Below are 21,024 nucleotides of genomic sequence, written 5' to 3'. Positions count from 1 at the left end.
ATAGAAGGTGTTCTGCTTCGTATTCCTTTTACTGATCGCACCTTTTTTCCTATCGGTACTGACAGAAAGCAAAGCGTATGAGGAAGCTGTCCATGCTTTTCTCACACCGCTTGCCTTCCTGCTTTGGGCAGAAAGTGATTGACTAATCATTCTCGAAATAAAATAGAAAAAAGCCACATCATCCAAGTTGATGATGTGGCTTTGTTTCGTTATCGTCTCAATTTTTGTAGTAAATGAAGGATCTCGATATAGAGCCATACGAGGGTTACCATTAATCCAAAAGCGCCATACCATTCCAGATGTTTAGGGGCTCCTCGGTTTGCGCCGTTTTCAATAAAATCAAAATCAAGCACGAGGTTGAGCGCTGCGATCGCTACAATGAACAAGCTAATGCCGATTCCGACAAGCCCGTTTGAATGCAGGTATGGAACGTTGGCATTTAAGAAAAGGTTAAGACCGAGATCAATGATGTATACCACAAAAATCGCAAGGGTAGCGGAGACGATCATTAATCGGAAATTTTTCGTTACCTTGATAATTCGAGCGGCATATAAGAAAAGGAGCACGCCCATAACGGAGAAGGTCAGGGCCGCGGCCTGAATCACGATACCCGGGTATCGTGATTCTAAAATAGCGGATATACCTCCGATCGCAAAGCCTTCAAGCGTTGCATAGATTGGCCCGGTAATCGGAGCAGCTCGATGAAAGAACGTTGTAATAAGAGCAAAGATTAATCCACCGATAGCACCAATGACCATCATCGTATACACATCTTCTCCTTGTGCATAGCGGTACCATGTATAAATTGAAGACCCAAGCAAGAAGAGAAATAAGAAGAATGTTTTTGCAACAGTTCCTCCAATCGTCATCGCCTCTCCTTGATCACGCGTTCTGTTAAATGTATTGTTCTTTAAAACGGGATTTCCGCTTCGCATCATATAAACTTCATCCTTTTTTCGTTTAATAGGTTCATGCTCATAAGTATGTTCCCATTTTTGATTCTAATCTAACTTACGATGTAGTGTTTGTAAAAGTTTCAGGAAGTTTCTTCCTCATAAGAACATGAGGGATGCCATCTTCCATAAAAACGTCTGAACACGTTTCGTACCCAAGCTTATGATAAAAGCCTTCTGCTTGAACCTGGCCGTGGAGCTTCACACTCGTTATGCCAGTTTTATACGCGAGGTCTTCAAGCTTATGTACGATTAAATTCCCAATTCCAAGTTTACGATGGGAGGCTAGAATACAAATTCGTTCAAATTTCCCTTCGCCTTCTACAATCCTCCATCTAGCTGTACCAACTGCTTTGTTTTCATCTAGAACGAGAATGTGTTCGGCTGACTCAAGCGTATCGAATTCATCATATTCTTCATCCTCTGGGGTACCTTGTTCATCAATGAAAACGTCTTTTCGAATGCTAAAAGCCTTTTCTAACGCTTCTTGGGTTTCAATTCTTACTGCAATCATGATTATGTGCCTCCTTGATTGGATCAACTCTATAGATTGAGTATAATCATTCAAGAGGTTTTCTGTAAATGCAGAGGATAGGACTTTACTTTCAAAATGGAAACCATCAGAATAGATAGAAGTAGCAAAGAGGTGAAAAGAATGGCAGATTACGGATCAAGTACGCGATGGTTTGGGATGGCGCTTCAAGCCCTTATCGTTCTTGCTGATCATGATGGACTATGTCCAAGCGGTAAACTAGCAGAAAAACTCGAGTCTCAGTCCGCTTTCTTAAGAAAAATTTTGACCCATCTCGTAAAAGGTGGATTAATTCAGGCGAAAGAAGGACGCGATGGTGGGTATTCGTTAATAAAAGACCCGGCTGATCTGACTTTAGCTGAAGTATATGAAGCGATGAAAGCAGAGCCTTTTCCAAAGGGATTTCTTGATGTCGCTACAAAAGAATGTTTTGCTCCGCCCACAAGAGATGCTTTGTTTGAGCTAAGAGATGAGATGGAAAGCTGGCTTGTCGATGGATTAAAACAAAAAACAATCGCTGATTTATTAGTGAAAAAGAAATAAAAAGCGAAATGAAAGAATGCGATTTAAAGGTCGCATTCTTTTTTGTTAGGCAGTTAACCAATCGTGTATAAATCGTGCTAAATTCGTGCATTCCTTATATAAGGAGTGTGAATTATGGTCTTTAATATCGTTGCTGCGTTTGTCATACCGTGGCTTGCTGGCATTTTTCTTGTGAAAAAAGATTTTAGACTTTTTCTTCTGATTGCCCCTTTTGCCGCATTTGTAGCAGTTATTTTTGATGTGCTCGGTTTTCATTTTGATTTCTGGCGAATTGATCCTGAATATGAAACGGAAGCCATTGCAGCAATGCCAATGTATTTTGGGATTTATCCCATTTTAGCGGGTTATTTGTTTCTAACAATCGAAAGGACAGATCTAAAGCATTTTGTCATCATTTTAATTTATTCATTCATCACAACGGTTATTGAAGGGATTGGCGTTCTCATTCACCTGGTGCATTATTCAAATGGCTGGACGATTTACTGGACATTTGTTTCTTATTTACTGGCATACATTGTCTGTTATGGATACTATCGAATGATCAGAAACGTATGTTAAATGACTGATTTAAAAAAGAATGTGATCACAGTGTGAATTCAATAGCACAAGTCTTGACTGATTAACGTCAAGGCTTTTTTGATCTTTCTTCCTTAAACGTCATTATCTTGCAATAAAGGAGTTTTTCTTGTAAGATAACAGAATATTACCAAAAATATAATAATTATTTTTGGAATGGAAAATATCACAGTACATAGGGGGAAATGGGATGGGGAATGTGTTTAAAGGTTTGCTTGCTGTTATTGCGGTATTCACGCTAGCTTTGATGAGTGCATGTGGCGGAAATAGTGAAACTTCCGGTGAACAGTCAGATGGTTCTGGTGATGGAACTGTTGATGTAAAGGTTGGAGTTATCTCCTGGTTGACTGGAGCAGGTGCAGGATACGGTGAAGCAATTACGAACGGTTTCGAGCTTGCGAATACAGAAATTAAAGAAGAAGGAAAAGTAAACATCGAATTAATAACAGAGGATTCGGCAGGTAAGCAGGAACAAGCCCTATCATCTGCTCAAAAACTGATGAATTCTGAAAACGTTTCCATGATACTGGGTCCTACGTTAAGTACAGAAATGAAGGTTGTCGCACCAGAAGCAGATTTAAACGGTGTTCCAATTATGGGGACATCCACAACTGCCTCTGGCATTCCACAAATCGGTGACTATGTCTTTCGAAATTCCATCCCTGAATCATTAGCTATTCCGGCTGCTGTTTCAAGTGCTGTAGAAAAGTACGATGCGAAAAAAGTGGCCATCTTATATGGAAATGATGATGTTTTCACGAAATCTGGATACGACACGATGAAGAAGGTAGCTGAAGAACAAGGGCTTGAGGTCCTAACAACAGAAACATTCCAAAAAGGGCAGGCTGATTATAATGCTCAGTTAACTAAGATTAAAGATACAAAGCCTGACTTAATTCTTTGTTCAGCCCTATATAATGAAGGCGCTGTCATTATGGATCAAGCAAGAAAAATGGGGATTGATGTTCCGTTTGTAGGAGGTAACGGCTTTAACTCTCCTGAAGTAATCAAGATTGCTGGGGATGCAGCTAATGGGTTAATCGTTGCAACACCTTGGTTTGGTGGAAGTGAAGATGAAAAGGTACAAACATTTGTTGATAAATATAAAGAAGAGTATGGCAATGAGCCTGACCAATTTGCTGCTCAAGCTTATGACGCGCTATACATTTTAGCGGATGCGATTGAAAGAGCTGGTAGCGATGACCGAGACGCTATTCGTGATGCTTTAGCCGAAACGGAAGGTTTTGAAGGAGTCCTTGGAGAGATGTCTTTTGATGAAGAAGGCGATATTGTAATGGAACCTACTGTTCTTACGATTAAAGATGGGAAGTTTCAACCTTTCGAATAAAGAATTGGATTTGAGAGAGTATCGATACTCTCTCAATCTTTCTTTTTCTTAGAAAAGGACAGTAATAAATTAACCTGTTTTTAAAATCTCGATACATAATGAAGAGGTGAGAATTCCTTGTTATTAGAACAATTAATTAATGGCTTAACGCTGGGGAGTATTTATGCAATCGTTGCTTTAGGTTATACATTAGTATTCGGTGTATTAGGAATTATTAACATGGCTCATGGGGAGATCTTTATGTTTGGAGCCTTTATGGGAGTAGTCGTTACTCACACGTTGCAACTGCCACTGGCACTTGCATTTCTAGTTGCTATTGCTGTTACTGCGATGCTTGGTCTTTTTCTAGAATTAATCGCGTTAAGACCTTTAAGAGGTAAAAAAGGAGTATCCCACCTTGCACCACTCATTAGTACGATAGGCGTTTCGATTTTCCTTGAAAATCTAGCTCATCACTTCTTTGGTGCAGGGAATCGTCCTTTTAATACATCTTTTTCGCAACTTAGCATCCAGATTGGTTCAGTAACAATCTATGCTGTACAACTTGTGATATTTGCCATTGCTATTTTATTAATGATTAGCCTTTCATTCTGGTTATCCAAAACGAAAGCTGGTAAAGCTCTCCGTGCCTGTGCGGAGAATCTAGAAGCAGCAAGTTTGCTCGGTGTCAATACGAAGAAAATGATCATGCTAACGGTCATTATCGCCTCTGTTATCGGAGGGATTGCTGGAGTCTTAGTAGGAATGGCATTTAACTCGGTCACACCCCAAATGGGATTATCGATGGGGTTAAAAGGATTAGCTATCATTATCCTCGGTGGAATGGGAAGTGTTCGAGGTGCGATGGTCGGGGGGTTAATCCTTGGTCTTTCTGAAACAATGATCGTTGTATTCGGAGAATCAGGATATCGAGATGCGATTGCCTTTATAGCCATTATCATTATTCTTCTCGTTCGACCTCAAGGACTGTTTGGTCAACCAGTAACAGAGGCAAGGCGGTGATTAACAGATGCTAGCTGAATTAATTAATCCATATTATTTGCAAGTTCTATCGTTTATTCTCATCAATATCATTCTTGGAATCAGTATCTATATTACGTTATCAACCGGCCAACTCTCATTAGGTCATGCTGGATTTATGGGAATTGGTGCTTATACCTCCGCTATCGTAACAATCAATTATGATTTACCACTCATTGTTGGAATTTTACTTGGAGCAATCGTTGCTGGCCTAACAGGAATATTAATTGGACTACCTACTTTACGATTACAGGGTGTTTATCTGGCAATTGCCACTCTAGGGTTTGGCGAAGTGGTCAGGGTGCTCTTCATTAACTGGGAAGGAATGACGCAGGGGGCAGTCGGAATCTCGTCTATTCCTCATATTGGCAGAGAGTTAGTAACGGGCTTAAGAGATACAGGCTTTACAGCCGATATGATTGGAATTAGGAGTAATCAGCTTATTAGTGTTCTCGTGTTTTTGATTCTACTCGTTGTAACCATCCTATTAATCTCCTTTTTTGTTAGACAGCATCGTTCTAGAGTAGGAAGAGCATTCGCAGCTATTAAGATGGACGAAAGCGCGGCAGAAGCAATGGGAATTAATATTACCTATTATAAAGTGTTGGCTTTTGCACAGGGTGCTCTAGTAGCAGGCTTTGCAGGCGCACTTTATGCGCACATTACAGCATATATCAGCCCGTCAGACTTCTCTTACCATCGCGCGGTAGAAATCCTCATCTTTGCTGTTTTCGGGGGGAGTGAGGTTATAGCAGGTCCAATTTTTGGTGCGATCTTCTTAACGTCAATGCCTGAATTACTTCGTGATGTAAGTGAATACCGTTATATGATTTATGGCGTTATTCTGGTGGCAATGATGGCTTTTAGACCTCAGGGACTAATCGACTATAACATGATACATAAGTTGAAAAGGTTACGTAAGAAAAAGGATCAGAAGACCATAGATGAAAAGGAGAGTAAACGTCATGATATTGGAAGTTAAGGAGATCACAAAAAAGTTTGGTGGAATCCAAGCCTTGACTGATGTATCATTTCGGGTCAATCAAGGCGAAGTATTTGGACTCATTGGACCGAACGGGGCGGGAAAAACAACAATGTTCAATATTATTACTTCGATGTTTCCTCCAACAACAGGCGAGGTCGTTTTTATAAAGAAACGGCTGACCGGTAAGAAGCCTTATCAAATCACAAAGGAAGGCGTATGTCGAACGTTTCAGAACATTCGCCTGTTCCCAGATATGACAGTACTAGAAAATGTCACAGTCGGCCAACACTGTAGGACATCTTCAGGCGTATGGTCAGGTGTATTAAAACTCAAGTCTCAGAGGATGGAAGAAGAGAGTATCAAACGTAAAGCGCGTGATCTTCTGCGCTTAGTCGGACTTGAGGAATTGGAAGATTCATTTGCAGATAATTTGGCATATGGTCAGCAGCGCCGTCTCGAAATCGCACGAGCCCTTGCGAGTGACCCGAAATTATTATTGCTTGATGAGCCTGCAGCAGGGATGAATGAGAAAGAGACGAATGATTTATTCGAGCTTATTCAAAAAATAAAAAAGCTGAACATGACCATTTTACTCATTGAGCATGACATGCCGCTTGTCATGAAAGTGTGTGATCGGATGGCGGTTCTTAATTTCGGAAAGAAAATTGCCCAGGGAACCCCTGAAGAGATTCGAAATAATCCTGCCGTCATTGAAGCGTATCTTGGTCGAGAGGAGGAAGATGAGCTTGCTTAGCGTAAACAACATACATACCTATTATGGAAATATCCTCGCGTTAAAAGGGATCAGTATCGATGTTCCTGAAGGAAGCATCGTCACCATTCTGGGTGCTAACGGTGCTGGGAAAACAACGACAATGAAAACGATTGCTGGAGTATTAAAACCTAAAAAAGGGGACATTACGTTTCTAAATGAAGATATTACCGGAAATACACCGGATATGCTTGTTAGCAAAGGGATATCGCTCGTTCCAGAAGGGCGGGCCATCCTTTCAGGCATGACAGTATTGGAGAATTTAGAAATGGGAGCGTTTCGTCGAAAGGGTTCCATAAAAAAAGATCTCCAAAAGGTAATGGAGCGGTTTCCGATATTAGAAGAACGTAAATCGCAATTAGGTGGCACTCTATCAGGAGGACAGCAGCAAATGCTTGCCATCGCACGAGCGTTAATGTCTAAGCCAAAGCTTCTCTTACTTGATGAACCCTCTATGGGGTTAGCTCCCTTAATCGTTAAAGATATCTTTCAAATTGTGAAAGAAATCAACGAAGAAGGTACAACTGTTTTGCTAGTAGAACAAAATGCGCGACAGGCTTTAAAGGTTGCGCATCATGCCTATGTCCTTGAAACAGGAAAAGTTGTCAAAAGTGGTTTGGCAAGGGACTTATTGAAAGACTCCAGTATAAAGGAAGCTTACTTAGGCCATTAAAGAGATGATCGTTGTCCTTCGTTAAGAAGGGCATCTTTCATTTACATTTAGGAAGGAGGGGAAGGTAATGAAAGTTTCATTGTTTCTTACTTGTCTAATCGACGTGTTTTCTTCAGAAATAGGTAAGGATACGGTAGAGCTTTTAGAAAAGCTTGGCTGCGAGGTTGATTTTCCTGAAGGGCAGACATGTTGTGGACAACCTGCGTATAACAGCGGCTACATAAAAGAGGCGAAGGAGACCATGAAGCACATGATCAATACATTCCGACACGCGGATTATGTTGTTTCTCCTTCTGGTTCCTGCATGACCATGTTGAAAGAATACGAGAATTTATTTATGGATGAACCTGAATGGGCAAACAAAGCGGAAGAGCTCTCTAATAAGTCGTATGAGTTAACACAATTTATCGTCGAAGTTCTAGATATAGAAGACGTTGGTGCCCGTTATGAAGGAACGGCTACCTATCATACCTCATGCCATATGAGCCGTTTGCTTGGAGTAGATGAAAGTCCTTTGACGTTATTAAAGCACGTCAAGGGACTGCATGTTGTCCCATTACCGTTTAAACAAGACTGTTGTGGATTTGGGGGCACTTTTTCAGTGAAGATGGCACGTATCTCAGAGCAAATGGTGGATGAAAAAGTTCATCATATTAAAAGTACAGAGGCAAATGTGCTCATAGGAGCAGATTGTGGTTGTTTGATGAATATAGGAGGACGGATCAATAGACTCGGAAATCCAATTGAAGTGAAGCATATTGCTCAGATCCTAAATCATTCTTAAGAGAGGAGGTCCGCTAATGAGTATGAAAATAGGTCAGGCGCCATTTACTAAACGGGTTTCAACTAGTTTGCAAGACTCATTTATGAGAGAAGCCGTGTCGTCTGCTCAAGGTCGTTTAACAGGAGTGAGAGAACAAATTATCGACGAGCTTGGAAATTGGGAGGAGTGGAGAGAGCTATCAGCAGCTATAAGAAAGCATACCATTGACCATTTAGATTATTATCTGTATGAGCTCAGTGAGAATGTGATAAAACGAGGAGGGAATGTCTACTTCGCCGAGACTCCTGAGGAAGCTAATCAGTATATTAGTTCAATTATCACGAAAAAGAATGCAAAAAAGGTCGTTAAATCGAAATCAATGGTGACAGAAGAAATCGGTTTAAACCATGCTCTTAAAGCAAGTGGTTGTGAGGTTGTTGAAACGGACTTAGGAGAATACATCATTCAATTAGCAGAAGATCCTCCATCCCATTTCCTTGCTCCAGCACTTCATAAAAACAGGGACCAGATTCAGGAAGTATTTCGAACGAAGCGTGGATATGCCAATTCCTCTAATCCAGAAGAACTGACGGCATTTGCACGGGAACAGTTGCGGAATGAATTTTTGTCAGCCGATATCGGCATAACTGGATGTAATTTTGCCATTGCTGATTCTGGAACGATATCCCTTGTAACGAATGAAGGGAATGCGGAAATGGTCACAACGTTTCCTAAAACACAAATATCAGTCATGGGAATGGAGCGGATTGTTCCTACATGGAAAGAGTTTGACATTGTCGTAAGTATGCTTGCGAGAAGTGCGGTCGGTCAAAAGCTTTCGACCTATGTATCCACTTTAACAGGCCCAAAAGCAAAGGATGAAATGGATGGTCCTGAGGAGTTTCATTTAGTGATTCTTGATAACGGACGCTCTAAGATGATTGGTAGTGAATTTCAGTCGGCACTTCATTGCATTCGTTGCTCTGCCTGCTTGAATGTCTGTCCAGTATACCGTCACATTGGTGGTCATGCTTATGGGTCTATTTATTCAGGACCAATCGGAGCTGTTATTTCTCCAATTCTTGGTGGGTATGAAGAATACAAAGAGCTCCCTTATGCCTCAACCTTATGTTCAGCTTGTACGGATGCCTGTCCGGTCAAAATTCCTCTTCACGAACTGTTATTAAAGCATCGTCAAAACATTGTGGAAAAGGAAGGGGGAGCACCTTTGCCAGAAAAGATGGTGATGAGAGCATTCAAACTGGTTACGTCTTCAGCTAAGATGTATCAATTTAGTGTAAAGTCTGCTTCCTTTGTATCACGCTCCTTTCTTAAAGGTGAAAATATGACAAGCGGACCGTTTTCATTAAAGGAATGGACCAGGACGAGAGATTTTCCTGCCCCTTCAAATGATTCATTCCGTGATTGGTTTAAAAACAGAAGTAAAGGAGGGAGTGCATTTTAATGGTTGGTCATGGAAGTGTTAAGAACCGTGAAGACTTTTTGAAGAAATTATCTGGAAAACTGGGAAGAAATAAAATCGAAAACGAGGTAAAAGTGCCGAAATGGGAGCTTCGTCCACAATATCAAATTTTACAATATGCAACGCAAGATGATCTTGTTCATGTTTTTAAAAAAGCAGCTGAAAAAATCAATACAAACGTCGTTGAAACAACGCTACAAGATCTCCCTCTAGCCTTAAAAGAAGAAATAGGTGTGGGCGTCCCTTCAATCATTTCATGGTCAGATCCACGATTTGAAGAGTATAAGTTGAACACGGTGCTTAATGATTATCATCATCACACCTGGGATACTGATACTGGTAAAAAAAACATAGTCGCGGCAAGAGATGCAGATATTGGCATCACATTCAGTGATTATACACTTGCTGAATCTGCTACCGTTGTCTTAACAACATCAGCTGAAAAAGGAAGATCGGTAAGTTTATTGCCTAAGACATATATTGCCCTTGTACCCAAAAGTACAATTGTTCCACGTCTTACTCAGGTTACAGATAAGATTGAGAAAAATTTGGAAAATCAACAACCTGTTTCCTCCTGTATCAAGTTCATCTCTGGTCCTAGTAACAGCGCAGATATTGAATTAAGCTTTGTGGAAGGGGTACATGGGCCTGTTAAAGCGAGTTATATTGTTATCAGTGATTGTTAACCTTCTTCATTTATCTATTGCGTAGAAGTTGGGAATAGGATCAGTCAACATAAAGCTGCTTCCACAATCTTGTGGAAGCAGCTTTTCTACTATAGCTTCACTTTAAGCCCCTCAAGTCCACGCAGTAAAAACATATTTCGCCATTTTGGATCTTCAGCCAGCTGAATGGAAGGGAAGGCGGCGAGTAACTTTTGATAAGCAATTTTTCCTTCCAATCTAGCAAGTGGAGCGCCGAGGCAGAAGTGGATGCCGTATCCAAAGGCAATGTGCGGATTTGGCTTACGAGTAATATCGAACTGATTGGGGTTTTCAAATTTCTTTTCATCGCGGTTGGCAGATGAAATGGACGCGAGAACCATATCCCCTTTTTTAAGCTGAACCCCTTTAAATTCAAAGTCCTCTTCAGCCCAGCGAGCGGTAGAGAAGTCAACGGGACTATAATAGCGAAGCGCTTCTTCGATGGCCCCTTCTGTTAACGAAAAGTCATTTTGCAGTAACTTTAGCTGATCGGGATGTTCGAAGAGCGCAAGCATGCCATTTCCAATCAAGTTAACCGTTGTTTCATGACCGGCAATAATCAAGAGAAACACCATTGAATAGAGCTCATCTGAACTTAATTTCTCTCCATCTTCCTCATGTTTAATGAGATTGGAGATTAAATCATCTTGTGGATCCGCTTTTCTCTTTTCAAAAAGAGAGGTGAGGTACTCGGTAAACTCCCGAACATCGTTCATGAATTCCCCTTCCATGTTATCAGACGCTGAAACAATGGAGTTTGACCACTTTCTAAATTTATTTCGGTCTTCTGGGGGAACACCCAGCAATTCAGAGATCACGATAATCGGCAGTGGAAAGGCGAAATCATCGATCAAGTCAGCCTCCTCTTTGTGCTTCATCTCCTCAATTAATTGATCAGCGATCGCTTCAATTCGAGGGGTTAGTTCTTTAATCGCTTTTGGATTAAAACCAGGTTGTACCAGTTTTCGTAACCGCGTGTGATCAGGTGGGTCAACATCGAGCATCATGTGATGAAAAATTTTTGTTTCAAGAGGCTCATCCTCAATACGAGCGCTTCTTGAAAACAATTTCGATTGATCTTTAATAAAGGAAGGGCGTTTTAGCAATTCGAGAACATCATCATAGGATGCCACAAGCCAGGTGGTGTTTCCATTCGAATTCCCGAGTGACGTAATAGGCTCGCTTTGGCGCAGGTTTTCATAATAGTCATATGCGCCTTCTTTAAAGTTCGATTGATAGACGGCTTCAACTGATTGCATACGATGTTCCTCCTTTAAAGTTCCAGTGAATAACTGACTGGTCAGTCAATACATTTAGTATAGAGGAAAAGGAAATGTTTCTCAACAAACAGTATGAAAGGTCACACTTTCTTACGGTTTCATATAGAAGACGTTTTCATTGTGTCTGAAATGAAACAGTCAATTGGAATGGGTTGTTGAAGGAGGAGAGTAGTTTTACACTATAACTATAAAATGTGAAGTATTGAACATGAGATTGGAGCTGGAGGAGATGGAAAAGGAAACGATTGAGAAAATCTGCGAGAGTGCGGTATCTAAGCGAGACTTGCTTTCGACGAGTATGCCGCATTATTTGCTTCGCGCCATGTTAGCAGGAGCATATATAGGGTTTGCTTTAGTATTAAGCTTTACAGTTGGACAGTTTTTCTATGAAGTCCATTCACCGGCGACCTATGTGATGACGGCGCTGTTTTTTGGAATCGCGTTTATCCTTATTGTGTATGGAGGAGGGGAATTGTTCACATCCAATACGATGTATCTGACAATAAGCTCTATGAAAAAAGCAACGTCTTGGAAAGATACGCTGCTCGTATGGGTAACATGCTATGGTGGGAATTTTCTTGGCATCCTCTTATTTACCCTATTGCTTTATTTTAGCGGTGTTTTTCAGACGATTAGAGCGGATCATTTACTATTAACTGTCGCAGAAAAGAAAATGACGCTTCCAACTTCTTACTTGTTTTTTAGGGCCATTTTCGCCAATTGGCTCGTGTGCTTGGCGGTATGGTTACCTCTTCGTGTGAAAGGAGACACGGCAAGGATGCTCATCATGATGCTTCTCGTTTTCACTTTTTTTACATCAGGATACGAACACAGCATTGCGAATCTCGCTGTTTTTCTTATTTCATTCACTTCTCCACATTCTGAGGTGATCAACCTGGCTGGTTTTTTTCACAATCTTATTCCCGTTACACTTGGTAACATTGTAGGAGGAGGATTCTTTGTTGGGGTGCTATTTTTCTTCTTGAATGAACCTATAAAAAGGAAGGAAACCCAAACAAAACCAGTTTTAATCGCTTCCACAAAAGTTTTTCATAATAAATTGTAAAAATTCAGTCATTCGTGTTGGAACGTGACGATAAGAGTGGTAGGTTAATGTATAAGGGAGAGATGCTCCTCTCTTCTCTCATCCAGGAGAGGAAGTGGCCGACGCTCAATGAGTCAACAGCTATTAAGCAAATACACAAAAGTTTTGTATCAAGCAATGGTAGCGATTCAATTCATTAAGCAGCACCAAAAAAAGGCATGTGACATACGACAAATCTCCATTCTGACAGGCTTTTCTGAAGAAGCCATATTGGAGGCGATGGAATTTGGAGAATATGAACAGCATAATCGGCACGGAAAAGCTCTTTAACAAACGATCAGGATGAGGAAGAGAGTGAGCGTCCTCCTATTGGAGGGAATGTTTTCTGCCAATACGTATAAGCTAATGGAAGGGGGAGTTACTATCAGAAAATGATTGTAACTCTTTTTTTGATGCGGAAGAGGTGAAGAACTCAATGAAAACGCATATCTTTTCGACAGAGCGAGTGATTTTACGAAAAATGGTGCCAGAAGATGAGGATGCTCTTCTCGAATTATTTTCAGATAAAGCAGTGATGGCGTATTACCCGTCCTGTAAAAATCGACATGATACGGTGAAGTGGATCGAGTGGACGTTGCATCACTATAAAGTCTATGGCTTTGGGATGTGGATCGTTGAAGACAAAGAAACTGGTCAATTTCTAGGTCAGTGCGGACTCGTTCTTCAAAAATTGGTTCTCGGTGTTGAGGTGGAACTAGGCTATCTTTTTGCGAAACGATATTGGGGGAATGGCTATGCAACGGAAGCAGCATTTGCATGTAAAAAGTATGCCTTCAAAGAGTTAGGTCTTTCCAGGCTAATTTCATTAATTGATCCACGAAATAAAGCTTCGCTAAAGGTAGCGAAGCGAATTGGCATGACATATAACCGTACGATTACGAAATGGGAGAAACAACTTGATTTATACGCAAGTGAAAAGAGGAGCGAAGGGGAGAATGAATTCTAGCCTCTTCCAGCCTGGAAAGCAGGATAAAGCTTCATCCCGCCGTCAGCAAATAGCGTAATACCTGTGACATAGCTCGCTTCATCCGAGGCTAAAAAAGCAGCGATGGAGGCGATTTGAGCTGGCTCACCGATTTCTTTCATTGGGATCATAGAGAGCACGTCTTTCTTTGTCTTGGGATCTGAAAATTTCTCTGCATTAATAGGCGTGTTAATGGCCCCTGGTCCAATGTTATTTACACGAATCCCGTAAGGTGCGTATTCAAGAGCAAGCGTTTGAGTTAGCATCTTCATTCCGCCTTTACTTGAGGCGTAATGGACAAAGTGAGGCCATGGCACAACCTCATGAACGCTCGACATGTTAATGATAGCACCTTTAATTTTATGCTCGATCATGTAATTAATCGCTTTGGTAGAGCCGAGGAACGTTCCCGAAAGGTTAACGGAAATCACCTTATTCCAATCGTCTAACGTCATTTTATGAGAAGGAATTTCCTTCTGGATTCCTGCATTGTTCATCATCACATTTAAGGTTCCGAAATGCTCATGAGCAGCAGTGATTAACTTTTCAACATCAACTTCTTTCGAAACATCTGCTTGCACAGCGATTGCCTCTCCGCCAGAGCGTTTGATCTCTTCCACGACTTTTGCAGCCTCGTCTTCTTTTGATAAATAGTTGACGACGACTTTCATCCCTTCCGAACCAAAACGAATGGCAATCGCTTTCCCAAGACCAGAAGCAGCTCCAGTAACGATTGCCACTTTTCCCTTTAATTCCTTATAGACCATTTAAGAAACCTCCCTATTTTTTGGTGAACCCGAGCATTACGCCACCGATAATAATTAAGATCGATCCTAGAATAACAAAGACAAGTTGTTTCTTCGTTTTTCGTTCGCCTAAGAGAAAAATCCCTCCGAGAGTTGAGATGATAATTCCAGTCTGGGAGAGCGAAAAGCTCGTTGCCGTTCCGACACGAGGAATTGAGAGAAGAAGTGCAAGATTTCCACTTGCCCACATTAGGCCTGGTATGCCGTTTCGAAGCGTGTATTTGTTAAATGGTTTGTGATGAAGGCTTTGAGCGAGTGCGCCAACAACCATACCGACTGCTTGCGGAAGAATCGCCGTCCATCCATCAATGGAAAACCACCTGATGATGACGACATAGCCTACATATCCAGCAGTCGATAATAGCAAAATTGTAAATCCCTTAGCTAGATCACTTTTTCCTTCTGCTTCACTTTCTTCTGATTTCTCATAAGAAGTGAAGATCACCCCGGCTACAATAAGAATGAGAGCGCCAATTCCAATCGTGAGTTTCGTGGTGGAAGACCACTCGCCAAATGCAATCACGCCGAATAATGATGTACCGACAAGTTGAAGTCCTGTGGAGATTGGAAGTGTTTTTGATACGCCAAGAAAAGCAACGGCTTTAAATTGATTCATCTGGCCAACAGACCAGAATAGTCCCGAAATAAAGCCCACAATCAACGCAGCCGTTGTAAAGTGCGGTGTCGTGAAAAAGTACACCACAATTGAAAAGAGAAGGGCCCCAATGGTTGTTCCGACGACCTGGTTGTAAGGCTCACCACCAAGCTTCGTGCTAACGAGCAGAATACTTCCCCACATGACAGCGGGAATGAGCGCGATTAGTATTTCGATCATTTAACCACCTGCTTATTTACAATAGGATGGGATAACACTCTTAACGTATCTCTTTTTTAGTCTTTTTATCCGTTTCCAATTTGACAGATAAGCGGCCTTAAACAATGGAAATAAAATACATGTGGGAAATAAAGAGGACTTAGGACATAAAAAAAAGAATTTTTACTATGACTAACTTACTAATTTCAAAAGTGTGGTGATGCTTTAAATGCTGTTAACTGCAAAAAATCTACTTCTAAATCTATTACTTGTTTTCGCTCCGCTCAGTATTATTCAGATTCTATACTTGCTGAAGCACACAAACTTTTTGAAAAAATCTTCTGGATGGTTGTTAACGTTATTTCCTGGCATAGCCATTATTTTGTGTATGGTTTATCCCGTTGTCGTGGATGATAATTTTATATTGGATTTTAGAAGAATTCCTTTTATTCTTGGTGCCCTTTACGGGGGAAAGTGGGTAGCGATTGTTTATCTAATTGTTACTCTTGGGTATCGTTTTACTTTGGGTGGAACGGGATTCTACTCGACCCTGTTATCCTTTACTCTCCTAACAATTGTGGCCTCAATGGTCTCCTCAAGGTTTCTTGAATACAGCTTAAAGCAAAAACTTCTTGTGGCCGCAAGTATTGATTTAATGGTAGGAGTTTCATCTACCGTCATCTCCTTAACGTTTTTTGAAACGCAAATTCATACGTCTTCATGGATCCTATTTAACGTAACAAGTCTGCTTGGAGTACTACTTGCCACACTTGTCTACGAAGTATTTCTTAATCAGTTTAAATTGCTGCAATCAGTGATGGAAGGTCAGAAATTAGAAGTTGTTAGTCATCTCGCAGCAAGTATTTCACACGAAGTTCGTAATCCTCTTACCGTTAGTCGAGGGTTCCTTCAATTAATTGATAGTGATCTCAAAAGCAAGCAGACGAAAGAGTATATGGGACTCGCGATTCAAGAACTCGATCGAGCGACGGAAATTATTAATGATTATTTAACTTTCGCAAAACCATTTCCAGAAGATGTTGAGGAAATCGATGTTGCAGGTGAAATTGCTTATAGTGTCAGTGTCATTACACCCCTTGCTACCCTAAAAGATGTGACCATTACTACGAAAATCGATCTTCCATCAACCTTCATTCAATCGGAAAAGCGCAAGTTCCAGCAGTGTTTAATGAACATTTTTAAAAATGCGATTGAAGCTATGCCTGACGGGGGAACGTTAGAAGTCGTAGCGGTGTTAGAGGGTCAAAAACTAAAAATTAGTATAAAGGATACGGGAATTGGAATGACAGAAGATCAGTTAACGCGAATGGGGCAGCCGTTTTTTACAACGAAAGAAAAGGGGACAGGCCTTGGAATGATGGTTTCTCATAGCATCGTTCAAGCCATGAATGGGGAAATCATTTATGCGAGTACGCCGGGTGTGGGAACGACCGTACATCTTTTATTTGAAATATAAAAAACGAAATGAGCATAAATGTGAAACCTTCTAGTAAGGGATTCGTAAACAATAGAAGAAACGATTGGAGGCTAAATTCATGAAAAAGTTTTATAAGTCCACAACAAACAAGCAACTTTCTGGTGTTCTCGGAGGAGCAAGCGAAATCTTTAACATTGATGCAAGCATTCTCAGAATTGCCTACTTTGCTTTATCACTTTTTACTTCAGGATTATTTGTGCTCATCTATATCGCGGCTGCGATCATTTTACCAACGGATCAAGAAGTGCAAAATAACCAGTAGAGGTAAGGAGGTAGAGATGAAGAGAAATGGATTTTACAATGTTGTAGCCATGATTAGTTCCTTTTTTCTTTTTTGCATGGGGCTAATCTCGCTATTTGGGTGGATGGCGTTATTTTCAACAACGCTTTCTGCCATTTTTGCGACGACTGGGTTTGTGGGGGTTCTGACCAATAGCTGGCAGTTGAAGAAGTATTTGAAGGAAAGTAAGTTGTATAGCTAGTGAAACGAAAGATTAATTTATTGATGTAATGAAAGAAAGGAACTCCTATCTCGAAGGAGTTCCTTTTGTATGAATAGCGTTTATTCTTTCGTTGATAAAGTGGCTTCCGAAGAAATAGCCTGCGCAAGGTTAGAAGTAATGCGTATTTCACCAAAATCAATACCAAGTTGAACGGCAGTCTGAGCAATTTCAGGGCGAATACCGGATAAGGTTGTCGTAACCCCGATTAACTTAAGACCTGTAATCAACTGGAAAATTTGTTGCGCAACTCTTGTATCAACGAGATAGACGCCAGATAAATCAATAAAAAGGTGATCGACTCGTTTCGTTGTACATCCTTCGAGCGTATTCTCGAAAATAGCAGTTGCTCGATCGGAATCAATATCACCAACAAGAGGGAGAAGCGCTTTTCCGTCTGGTAGATCGATAAGCGGTGAGCTAAGTTCATTGATGGTTTGCTGCTGTTCTTCAATGCGAGCATTTAAATGCATGGATTTTTCTTCGACTACTCGCGTCATGACGACATCAATCGCTTCAATAATCGCATGTTTCCAAATATCAAGGCTTTTTTGTGAAACGAGGTCTTCGGTCGTTCTGGAATACTCCTCGATGAAATCCATGTATTGTTCGCGTACACGCTGGAATTCTCTCATGATAAGGTGGGTAGGTGTATTCAAATGCTCAGGATCACGTCCGATCTCCTTAACCCAATCATCGAATTCGTTAAAAAAGGCGCTTTTTTCCATAATAAATATTTTGCATAAGTGCTGGTGAAACTCGAGATTTTGTGACTTTAACTCCCGAATAACCTCTGGATCAGTAGAGGCATAGACACCAGTGCCGCTCTTGTCGAGTGACGCATACCAATCTTCCGTTAGCTGTTCAGCTTTTGTTAATAAAAATTGATGAAGTTCCTTGTTACGTTGCATGCAAATATGCTCCTCTCGATACCTGAATTCGTTCTTTATTTCGTAGTGTGTATCATTTCATCCACTCGTATCACGGAAGTATCCATAATGTTGGCATCTTTTGAATCGGAACAATATGATGGTAATAGGTAGGTAATTGACTTTACAACTATTATAAAACTATTATAACAAGGTTTTACAAAATCCACGAACTTAATTGCTTTTTTAAACATAACAATTGTGTAACATCCCGATAAGAGAAGAAGTGAACGAAAGACGATAAACGCTGAAAGGATGAGAGGAAAAAAAGATAAAAAAACTTCACCTGTATTTTTAACAATAGATAGATGAAGTCGAGAATTAAGAAGCGCTGGTATAGGGGCCTTTGATCAATTTAAGGCAGAGTTTTGTTAGTGCGACAGAAAGGTGTTTGTCCTTAGTGAGAATCGTAGGGGATGACCATATTAAACAAAAAAGCTTCGTCATGATTTTCTCATGATCGCTAGAATCAGTTCCTGTATTTGTGAGAAGGTGTGAGAGGTGACGATGATACGTATCGTACAATTCTTTTAAAGAATCTTCGTCTTTCTCGATTAGCCGTTGAATAATCGTTTCTCGATTGGGCATGCCGTTTCTCCTTATTTTGGTAGTCGTATCTTTTTTCCACTACGATAAATATTTTAAACTCATAATTCTCGAATTAAAGATATTAATCTTCAAAAGCTGATTGACAATTCCTAATAGTTTGGGTATCTAACTGAATTTTCTTGCATTTAAAAGTATCGCTTTGATATAGTTGAAAATGGAGATGAAAGGAAAGGGATTATGGACATGTGTGGAGAAACCTTGTCATGGTTTAACAGAAAAGTCTATTTTGAATGAGGGAATAGATCTGTAAATGAAGCTAGTGCAGGTTCACCACGTTCATAATTGATAGATAATTGGGACAGGTGCTTGGCTCTGTCCTTTTTTGCCATCCCCTTTCATAAGTGTACGGGGGTTTCTTCAAAAGGGAGGAAGTCAAAATGAATCATACTAAGAATATTGCCATTGTAACAGGTGCAAGCCGTCCGCGTGGGATTGGAGCTGCGATCTGTCGGGAGTTAGCTCGGGAAGGCTTCCAATTGTTTTTCACTCATTTTTCGTCATATGATTTTAAAACGGGCTACGAAGATGCAGAAAAGAACTGGGCTGAGCGATTTGAAAATGAACTAAGAGAGCATGGTGTGAATGTTGAATCAATGGAACTGGATTTAAGTAAAAAGGATGCACCTGAGCAACTTTTGGAACGTGTTCAACAAATGCAAGGCCAGTTTTCGATTCTAGTGAATAACGCGACACACTGTGTGGAAATGAGTCATGAAGAATTAACATCAGATGTGCTTGATGAGCATTATGCGGTGAATGTGAGAGGGACGTGCATGCTATCTGTTGCATTTGCGAAGTACCTTAAGAAAAATGCTTTTGGTGGACGAATCATCAATTTCGTTTCCGGACAGGATAAAAGTCCTCAGCCTGGGAACCTGCCATATATTACGACCAAGGGTGCGATCTCTGCTTTTACCACTTCATTTGCAACTGAGGTCGCTTCCAATCATATTACGGTTAATGCCATTGACCCGGGTCCGACGAATTCAGGCTATATGGATGATGCAACACAGAACTTCTTAAAACCGAAATTTCCTACGGGTCGAATTGGAATGCCGGAGGATGCAGCACGCTTAGTGAGTTTCCTAGCGAGTGATGCAGCGAGTTGGATAACAGGACAGATTATTCATTCGGATGGTGGTTTTCGCGATTAAAAGAAGAATGGAAGAAAGCGTGCTGACATGATGTCAGCACGCTTTCTTTACTAGAATAAAACGTAGGAAACAACGACATAGAGCAAAGCCATGACAAGTGATGGGGCAGCATAGCGCCATGAACTACGCACAGTTGATGGTCGAAGGAGCAAGTACATGATCACAATCGTCATCAACAATCCTAGACAAGCGATAAAGATATGAGACAGATCAACCGCAGCAAGGATCGGACCTTCTCTATATAGCACATCAGTGAGTACTAGAAGTTGGATATTGAACAGGTTACTACCAAGAATCGAACCAATCGCCATATTGTAGTTTGCTAGTTTAAAAGCTGCGAGAACTGTGACAAGTTCTGGTAGAGAAGTAGACGCGGCAATTAGAAAGCTACCGACAAAGCTTGCATTCATACCCGTCACTTCAGCTAGGCGGTCACCTGCAATGGATAGAATGCTACCTGAAACAAAAACAATCAACGCGGCAACAATAAATCCGATCACTGCGGTACGAAGCGAAATATCTTTTGTAGGGATGTCTTCTTCTTTACCGTCATCCTCCGAAATAGTTTTCATCGAAAGCACATACAGGAGAACAATAATGACCATTTCGATTCCAACACCAAAGATGGAAATCGTGCCTGGTAATACTAACGCGACAATGAGAATGGCAAGAAAAAGAAGACCAACCAGAGCAGAAGGCACATGCGCTTTCGTGTTCACCTTCTGATACAATCTCCGTCTTCGATAAATAACATCAACCACCGCTAGAATTAATAGATTAAAGACATTGCTTCCGAGCATATTACCGACTGCAATATCTGGATTATCAATATAGACAGCTGTTAGACTCGTTGTTAACTCAGGCAAAGACGTTGCCCCTGCAATCAGAAATGTTCCAACAACGGCTCCGCTTAAAGATGACTTCTTGCTAATCACATCACCGAACTGATTCAGGTAAATAGCGGCCCCGACAACAACGGCTGCTGCAAGAAGGAAGATCAAAATAATCATGTG

Annotated in this window: 25 protein-coding genes; 17 read left to right on the top strand and 8 right to left on the bottom strand. The window is 40.8% G+C overall.

The window, feature by feature from the left end:
* Positions 1-209: 209 nt before the first annotated feature.
* Both LC090_RS16635 and LC090_RS16630 read right to left on the bottom strand, forming a co-directional pair.
* The gene (locus LC090_RS16635; RefSeq protein ID WP_098445673.1) at positions 210-935 is read right to left on the bottom strand and encodes a Bax inhibitor-1/YccA family protein; all 726 of its coding nucleotides are present in this window, start codon (positions 933-935) and stop codon (positions 210-212) included.
* A gap of 76 nt (positions 936-1,011) precedes the next feature.
* A complete protein-coding gene (locus tag LC090_RS16630) occupies positions 1,012-1,467 on the bottom strand; it encodes a GNAT family N-acetyltransferase (RefSeq protein WP_226659133.1) in 456 nt (151 codons plus the stop codon).
* Between the two features lie 141 nt (positions 1,468-1,608).
* Between LC090_RS16630 and LC090_RS16625 the strand changes: the two genes are divergently transcribed.
* The 10 genes from LC090_RS16625 (at position 1,609) to LC090_RS16580 (ending at position 10,334) form a co-directional block, all read left to right on the top strand.
* On the top strand, positions 1,609-2,028 hold the full coding sequence (locus tag LC090_RS16625; protein WP_226659132.1) for an RrF2 family transcriptional regulator: 420 nt from the start codon (positions 1,609-1,611) through the stop codon (positions 2,026-2,028).
* 114 nt (positions 2,029-2,142) lie between these two features.
* Positions 2,143-2,586: a CBO0543 family protein gene (locus tag LC090_RS16620; RefSeq protein WP_226659131.1), complete on the top strand. Its 444-nt coding sequence runs from the start codon at positions 2,143-2,145 to the stop codon at positions 2,584-2,586.
* A 208-nt stretch (positions 2,587-2,794) separates the two neighbouring features.
* The gene (locus LC090_RS16615) at positions 2,795-3,952 is read left to right on the top strand and encodes an ABC transporter substrate-binding protein (RefSeq protein ID WP_226659130.1); all 1,158 of its coding nucleotides are present in this window, start codon (positions 2,795-2,797) and stop codon (positions 3,950-3,952) included.
* 117 nt (positions 3,953-4,069) lie between these two features.
* Positions 4,070-4,954 (top strand): branched-chain amino acid ABC transporter permease, encoded by an 885-nt coding sequence (locus LC090_RS16610; RefSeq protein WP_226659129.1) that lies wholly within the window; start codon positions 4,070-4,072, stop codon positions 4,952-4,954.
* Positions 4,955-4,961: 7 nt separating this feature from the next.
* A complete protein-coding gene (locus LC090_RS16605) occupies positions 4,962-5,954 on the top strand; it encodes a branched-chain amino acid ABC transporter permease (RefSeq protein WP_226659128.1) in 993 nt (330 codons plus the stop codon).
* A complete protein-coding gene (locus tag LC090_RS16600; RefSeq protein WP_226659127.1) occupies positions 5,938-6,711 on the top strand; it encodes an ABC transporter ATP-binding protein in 774 nt (257 codons plus the stop codon). The genes LC090_RS16605 and LC090_RS16600 overlap by 17 nt, the downstream gene beginning before the upstream one ends.
* Positions 6,704-7,402, top strand: coding sequence for an ABC transporter ATP-binding protein (locus LC090_RS16595; RefSeq protein WP_226659126.1), 699 nt, complete (start codon positions 6,704-6,706; stop codon positions 7,400-7,402). Before LC090_RS16600 ends, LC090_RS16595 begins: the two co-directional genes overlap by 8 nt.
* A gap of 67 nt (positions 7,403-7,469) precedes the next feature.
* On the top strand, positions 7,470-8,186 hold the full coding sequence (locus tag LC090_RS16590) for a (Fe-S)-binding protein (protein WP_226659125.1): 717 nt from the start codon (positions 7,470-7,472) through the stop codon (positions 8,184-8,186).
* 16 nt (positions 8,187-8,202) lie between these two features.
* Positions 8,203-9,630 (top strand): LutB/LldF family L-lactate oxidation iron-sulfur protein, encoded by a 1,428-nt coding sequence (locus LC090_RS16585; RefSeq protein WP_226659124.1) that lies wholly within the window; start codon positions 8,203-8,205, stop codon positions 9,628-9,630.
* Positions 9,630-10,334: a LutC/YkgG family protein gene (locus LC090_RS16580; RefSeq protein WP_226659123.1), complete on the top strand. Its 705-nt coding sequence runs from the start codon at positions 9,630-9,632 to the stop codon at positions 10,332-10,334. The genes LC090_RS16585 and LC090_RS16580 overlap by 1 nt, the downstream gene beginning before the upstream one ends.
* Positions 10,335-10,423: 89 nt before the next feature.
* Here the strand turns inward: LC090_RS16580 and LC090_RS16575 are convergent, their stop codons facing one another.
* A complete protein-coding gene (locus tag LC090_RS16575) occupies positions 10,424-11,611 on the bottom strand; it encodes a cytochrome P450 family protein (RefSeq protein ID WP_226659122.1) in 1,188 nt (395 codons plus the stop codon).
* 250 nt (positions 11,612-11,861) lie between these two features.
* On the opposite strand from LC090_RS16575, the gene LC090_RS16570 reads away from it, so the two are divergent.
* The 3 genes from LC090_RS16570 (at position 11,862) to LC090_RS16560 (ending at position 13,683) form a co-directional block, all read left to right on the top strand.
* Positions 11,862-12,698 (top strand): formate/nitrite transporter family protein, encoded by an 837-nt coding sequence (locus tag LC090_RS16570; RefSeq protein WP_226659121.1) that lies wholly within the window; start codon positions 11,862-11,864, stop codon positions 12,696-12,698.
* A gap of 108 nt (positions 12,699-12,806) precedes the next feature.
* Complete coding sequence (locus LC090_RS16565; RefSeq protein WP_226659120.1) at positions 12,807-13,007, top strand: hypothetical protein; 201 nt, start codon at positions 12,807-12,809, stop codon at positions 13,005-13,007.
* Between the two features lie 145 nt (positions 13,008-13,152).
* Entirely contained in the window at positions 13,153-13,683 is a 531-nt protein-coding gene (locus tag LC090_RS16560; RefSeq protein ID WP_226659119.1) for a GNAT family N-acetyltransferase, read from the top strand.
* Here LC090_RS16560 and LC090_RS16555 read toward each other — a convergent pair.
* The gene (locus LC090_RS16555; RefSeq protein ID WP_226659118.1) at positions 13,680-14,468 is read right to left on the bottom strand and encodes a glucose-1-dehydrogenase; all 789 of its coding nucleotides are present in this window, start codon (positions 14,466-14,468) and stop codon (positions 13,680-13,682) included. The genes LC090_RS16560 and LC090_RS16555 overlap by 4 nt on opposite strands.
* A 13-nt stretch (positions 14,469-14,481) precedes the next feature.
* A complete protein-coding gene (locus tag LC090_RS16550) occupies positions 14,482-15,339 on the bottom strand; it encodes a GRP family sugar transporter (RefSeq protein ID WP_226659394.1) in 858 nt (285 codons plus the stop codon).
* 211 nt (positions 15,340-15,550) lie between these two features.
* Between LC090_RS16550 and LC090_RS16545 the strand changes: the two genes are divergently transcribed.
* The 3 genes from LC090_RS16545 (at position 15,551) to LC090_RS16535 (ending at position 17,301) form a co-directional block, all read left to right on the top strand.
* A complete protein-coding gene (locus LC090_RS16545) occupies positions 15,551-16,798 on the top strand; it encodes an ATP-binding protein (protein WP_226659117.1) in 1,248 nt (415 codons plus the stop codon).
* A 79-nt stretch (positions 16,799-16,877) separates the two neighbouring features.
* Positions 16,878-17,081 carry a PspC domain-containing protein gene (locus LC090_RS16540; RefSeq protein WP_226659116.1) on the top strand — a complete coding sequence of 68 codons (204 nt, stop codon included), beginning with the start codon at positions 16,878-16,880 and terminating at the stop codon, positions 17,079-17,081.
* Between the two features lie 16 nt (positions 17,082-17,097).
* Positions 17,098-17,301: a hypothetical protein gene (locus tag LC090_RS16535; protein ID WP_226659115.1), complete on the top strand. Its 204-nt coding sequence runs from the start codon at positions 17,098-17,100 to the stop codon at positions 17,299-17,301.
* A gap of 80 nt (positions 17,302-17,381) precedes the next feature.
* On the opposite strand, the gene LC090_RS16530 is transcribed toward LC090_RS16535, so the two are convergent.
* Positions 17,382-18,230: an STAS domain-containing protein gene (locus LC090_RS16530; RefSeq protein ID WP_226659114.1), complete on the bottom strand. Its 849-nt coding sequence runs from the start codon at positions 18,228-18,230 to the stop codon at positions 17,382-17,384.
* Between the two features lie 339 nt (positions 18,231-18,569).
* Positions 18,570-18,836 (bottom strand): hypothetical protein, encoded by a 267-nt coding sequence (locus LC090_RS16525; protein WP_226659113.1) that lies wholly within the window; start codon positions 18,834-18,836, stop codon positions 18,570-18,572.
* Positions 18,837-19,234: 398 nt separating this feature from the next.
* Between LC090_RS16525 and LC090_RS16520 the strand changes: the two genes are divergently transcribed.
* Positions 19,235-20,011: an SDR family oxidoreductase gene (locus tag LC090_RS16520; RefSeq protein WP_226659112.1), complete on the top strand. Its 777-nt coding sequence runs from the start codon at positions 19,235-19,237 to the stop codon at positions 20,009-20,011.
* A gap of 50 nt (positions 20,012-20,061) precedes the next feature.
* On the opposite strand, the gene LC090_RS16515 is transcribed toward LC090_RS16520, so the two are convergent.
* Positions 20,062-21,021: a sodium:calcium antiporter gene (locus tag LC090_RS16515; protein WP_226659111.1), complete on the bottom strand. Its 960-nt coding sequence runs from the start codon at positions 21,019-21,021 to the stop codon at positions 20,062-20,064.
* Positions 21,022-21,024 lie beyond the last annotated feature (3 nt).

The organism is Guptibacillus hwajinpoensis (assembly GCF_020524165.1).
GTDB classification, from domain to species: domain Bacteria; phylum Bacillota; class Bacilli; order Bacillales; family Guptibacillaceae; genus Guptibacillus; species Guptibacillus hwajinpoensis_D.
The sequence above is the reverse complement of the archived record's forward strand: the minus strand, read 5'-3'. Positions and strand labels throughout refer to the sequence as shown.